5 protein-coding genes are annotated in these 3,930 nt (G+C 70.2%); all 5 read left to right on the forward strand.

Going from position 1 to position 3,930, the window contains the following annotated elements; genetic code table 11:
* A partial coding sequence (locus tag V7E05_RS13885; protein WP_333620222.1) for an HAD-IIA family hydrolase occupies positions 1–866 on the forward strand: 866 nt, incomplete at its 5' end.
* Positions 866–1,237, forward strand: coding sequence for a hypothetical protein (locus V7E05_RS13890; protein ID WP_333620223.1), 372 nt, complete (start codon positions 866–868; stop codon positions 1,235–1,237). The genes V7E05_RS13885 and V7E05_RS13890, both read left to right, overlap by 1 nt.
* A gap of 54 nt (positions 1,238–1,291) precedes the next feature.
* Positions 1,292–2,134 carry a TlyA family RNA methyltransferase gene (locus V7E05_RS13895; RefSeq protein ID WP_333620226.1) on the forward strand — a complete coding sequence of 281 codons (843 nt, stop codon included), beginning with the start codon at positions 1,292–1,294 and terminating at the stop codon, positions 2,132–2,134.
* Positions 2,131–3,123 carry an NAD kinase gene (locus V7E05_RS13900; protein WP_333620224.1) on the forward strand — a complete coding sequence of 331 codons (993 nt, stop codon included), beginning with the start codon at positions 2,131–2,133 and terminating at the stop codon, positions 3,121–3,123. Before V7E05_RS13895 ends, V7E05_RS13900 begins: the two co-directional genes overlap by 4 nt.
* 13 nt (positions 3,124–3,136) lie before the next feature.
* A partial coding sequence (locus V7E05_RS13905; RefSeq protein WP_333620225.1) for an AAA family ATPase occupies positions 3,137–3,930 on the forward strand: 794 nt, incomplete at its 3' end.

The following is a 3,930-nucleotide window of genomic DNA, read 5'->3' on the forward strand; positions in this document are numbered from 1 at the left end:
CGACAGTCGATTACAGGAACGCGTACCGACTCGATCCCGGCGCCGGGGACTCGTCTTCGGCACCCCTTGTCGATGGATACGACGGCCTTCTCGTCGACCTCGACGGGACGCTGATCCGCGGCAACGAGACCGTGGAGTTCGCCCCCGAGGCGCTCGCGGCGGCCGGTGTGCCCGTCGCATTCGTCACCAACAACGCGAGCAAGTCTCCCGCGGAGATTGTCGAGGGCCTCGTATCCCACGGTTACGCGGCAGACCTGTCCAATGTCATCAACAGCGCCCAGGCGGCCGTATCGATGGTCGCGGAAACCGTGCCGGCCGGGACCCGGGTCCTCGTCGTCGGGGCTCCGGCGTTCGCTGATCTGGCCGCCGAGGCGGGATTCGAGGTCGTGAACAGCGCGGACGACGCCCCGGAAGTCGTGCTGCAGGGTCTGAGCAAGCAGCTCACCTGGGCCGAACTCGCGGAGGGTTCTCTCGCCATCCGTGCCGGTGCCCGCTGGGTCGCCTCGAATACGGACGCCACCCTGCCCACTGAGCGCGGCTTCCTTCCCGGCAACGGCTCGCTCGTCGCCGCCCTCGTCGCCGCCACCGACCGCCGTCCCGAGGTCGCCGGCAAGCCCGGCAGCGAGATCATGCGCCGCGCGGCCGAGATGATCGGTTCGCGCAAGCCTCTCGTCGTCGGCGATCGGCTCGACACGGACATCGCTGGCGGCGTCGCCGCGGGCATGGACACGCTCATGGTGCTCACCGGCGTGTCCGACTCCGACGACGCCGCGGCCGCCGATTCCACGCACCGCCCGACCTACGTGGCCGCCGGCATGGATGCGCTCGGCCTCCCCGTCGTCCCCACTGCGCAGGCGGTCCGCTGATGGCCGAACAGGGCACTCCGGATCCCGGTTCGGTCGCCCGCGGCGGGCAGCCCGACCTCGAGGCGCTTCGCGAATATGTGACGGCGCTCCTCGATGAGGTCGTGGAGGGCGGCAGGCTCGTCGATCTCGGCGAGATCGACGAGGCCGCAGTACCGGAGATGGAGGCGGCCGACGGCTCCGATGAAGCCGCTGTGGGGGCCGAAGGAGAGCGGGGAGGCGCTGCGGAATCCCGGTCGGGCGAGGACGCCCTGCCTGTCGGCCAGAATCCGCGCGAGGCCCTCGAGGTTACCGACTCCCAGCTCGCCGCTCTCGACTCCGCCCACGACGCGCTCGCCGAGGCTCTACAGACGTTGGACTCCGGCCGGGGCTGAGCCGCGATCGGACGCCGAAGACAGGAGAACAAAACAGTGCCGGCACCGAAGCGAATGCGCCTGGACTCCGAGCTGGTCCGGCGCAAGATCGTGGACTCGCGCGAGAGGGCGCGCGCCCTCATCGACGCGGGGAACGTCGTCGTCAACGGGGTAGTCGCCCACAAACCCGCCACCCAGGTCGAGCCCGACACGTCCATCGCCATCAGGGACGCGGCTCCGCAGTGGGCCTCGCGCGGAGCGCACAAGCTCATCGGCGCGCTCGAGGCGTTCGGCGACAACATCCGGGTCCAGGGCGCACGCTGCCTCGATGCGGGAGCTTCGACCGGCGGGTTCACCGACGTCCTCCTCGCCCGCGGGGCGGACCGCGTGGTCGCCGCGGATGTCGGCTACGGACAGCTCGTATGGCGCCTGCAGAACGACGAGCGGGTCGACGTCCTCGACAAGACCAATGTTCGCGCGCTCGATGAGGAGTCCATCGGCGGCCCGGTCGACCTCGTGGTCTCGGACCTGTCCTTCATCTCCCTCACGCTCGTCCTGCCGGCGCTCGCGCGCTGCACCCGACCCGGCGGGGACCTTCTACCGATGGTCAAGCCGCAGTTCGAGGTGGGGAAGGACCGGCTGGGCAGCGGAGGCGTGGTGCGGGACGCGGCGCTGCGCGCGGGTGCCGTCGAGCATGTCGCTCGCTGCGCCGAGGCGCTCGGCCTCGAGGTTCGCGGAGCTACGGCCAGCCCACTGCCCGGGCCGAGCGGTAACGTCGAGTTCTTCCTGTGGCTGCGCCGACCCCTGGGACTCGAAGCAATTACTGTGGGAGAAGCGCCGCACAACCTACACCGACCCGCGCCTGCACCGCGCCCGCTCATCGAGCGGGCCGTCAAGGAAGGACCTCAGGACCGATGAGCCCCACCTCGCTGCAGCGTCGCATCCTCGTCGAGGCGAACATCTCGCGCGACGAGAGCATCTCGGCCGTCTCCCACGTGATCGAGGAATGCATCCGCTACAACGTGGTCGTGCGGATGGTCGAGCAGACCTTCCTCGCGCTCGCGGGCGCGGAGATCCAACGCAGGCCGCTGCCCGGCGTCTCCATCGGCGAGACGGGCACGGGCAGGCTCGCCGGCCACGAGATCGAAATCGTCGGCTCGACACTCGCCGCGGCCGAGGACTGCGAAATCGTCCTCGTACTGGGCGGAGACGGCACCTTTCTCCGCGCGGCGGAATACGCGCGCGCCGCGGACGTGCCTGTGCTCGGCGTCAATCTCGGGCACATCGGTTTCCTCGCCGAATCCGAGGTCTCCTCGCTGCCCGGCGTCGTCCAGCAGATCGTCGATCGCAGCTACCACGTGGTCAATCGGATGACGGTCGAGGCGACCGTCTACCGCGGCAACGAGCAGCTCTCCACGAACTGGGCGCTCAACGAGGTGAGCATCGAGAAGATCGAGCGTTACGGCGTGCTCGAGGTCTCCCTCGAGGTCGACGACAGGCCGGTCTCGGATTTCGGCTGCGACGGGGTCATGGTGTCGACTCCCACGGGTTCGACCGCATATTCGTTCAGCTCCGGCGGCCCCATCGTGTGGCCGGAGCTCGACGCGATGCTCGTGGTCCCCAACAACGCGCACGCGCTTTTCGCGCGGCCGCTCGTGGTCTCCCCGCTCAGTCGTGTCGCCGTCGAGGTATCCGCGAAATCGCAGCGCGCTCTCGCGTCGTTCGACGGCCGGCGTTCGGCTCCGGTCCCGGAGGGGGCGCGAGTCGAGATCGCCGCCGGCTCCCGCGACGTCAAGTGGGTGCGGCTCGACGATTCGCCGTTCACCGACCGCCTCGTGCGCAAGTTCCGGCTGCCCGTGACCGGCTGGCGGGGCAGGGAGCACCAACCGCACAATCCGGGTCTCTAATACCCTGGGGCGCGTGCTCACAGAACTCTCCATCAGCGGACTCGGGGTCATCGACCGCGCCGTCGCAGAATTCTCTCCGGGACTGTCGGTCCTCACGGGCGAGACGGGCGCGGGAAAGACCATGGTCGTCACGGGCTTGCGCCTCCTCACCGGATCCCGGGCGGACGCCTCGCGTGTTCGACGTGGGGCCGAGCGCGCGCTCGTCGAGGGCCGTTTCGATCTGGATGACGTCGGAGCTCCCGATCGCGCCGCGGCCGGCGCCATAGTCGAGGAGGCGGACGGCGAGGCCGACCAGGACGGCACCGTCATCGCCTCGCGCCGCGTGTCGAAGGACGGTCGCTCCCGCGGTCAGCTCGGCGGCCGCGCGGTCCCCGTGGGCACGCTCTCCCGATTCTGCGGCCCGCTGCTCACGGTGCACGGGCAGAACGACCAGTTGCGGCTGCTCCAGCCCGAGCGGCAGCGCGATGCCGTCGATACCTTCGGCGGCGCAGCGACGCGCAAGGCGCTCGATCGCTACCGCAAGGTCTACGCGCAGTGGCGCGCGGCGGAGAAGGATCTCGCCGTGCGCACCGCATCGGCTCGAGAGATGGCGCAGGAAGCCGACATGCTCGGCATGGGGCTCGCGGAGATCGAGGGACTCGACCCACAGCCCGGCGAGGACACCGAGCTCGATGCGCGGATCCGCAGGCTCACGGACTCGGAGGAGCTGCGGCTCGCGGCGGGGGCGGCGCACGGCGCGCTCACCGAGGGAGACGAGAACCAGGGGACCCCGCCCGTCGGGGCTCTTCTCGACCAGCTCGCCGCGCA

This window comes from Dietzia sp. (genome assembly GCF_036741115.1).
Lineage (GTDB): Bacteria > Actinomycetota > Actinomycetes > Mycobacteriales > Mycobacteriaceae > Dietzia.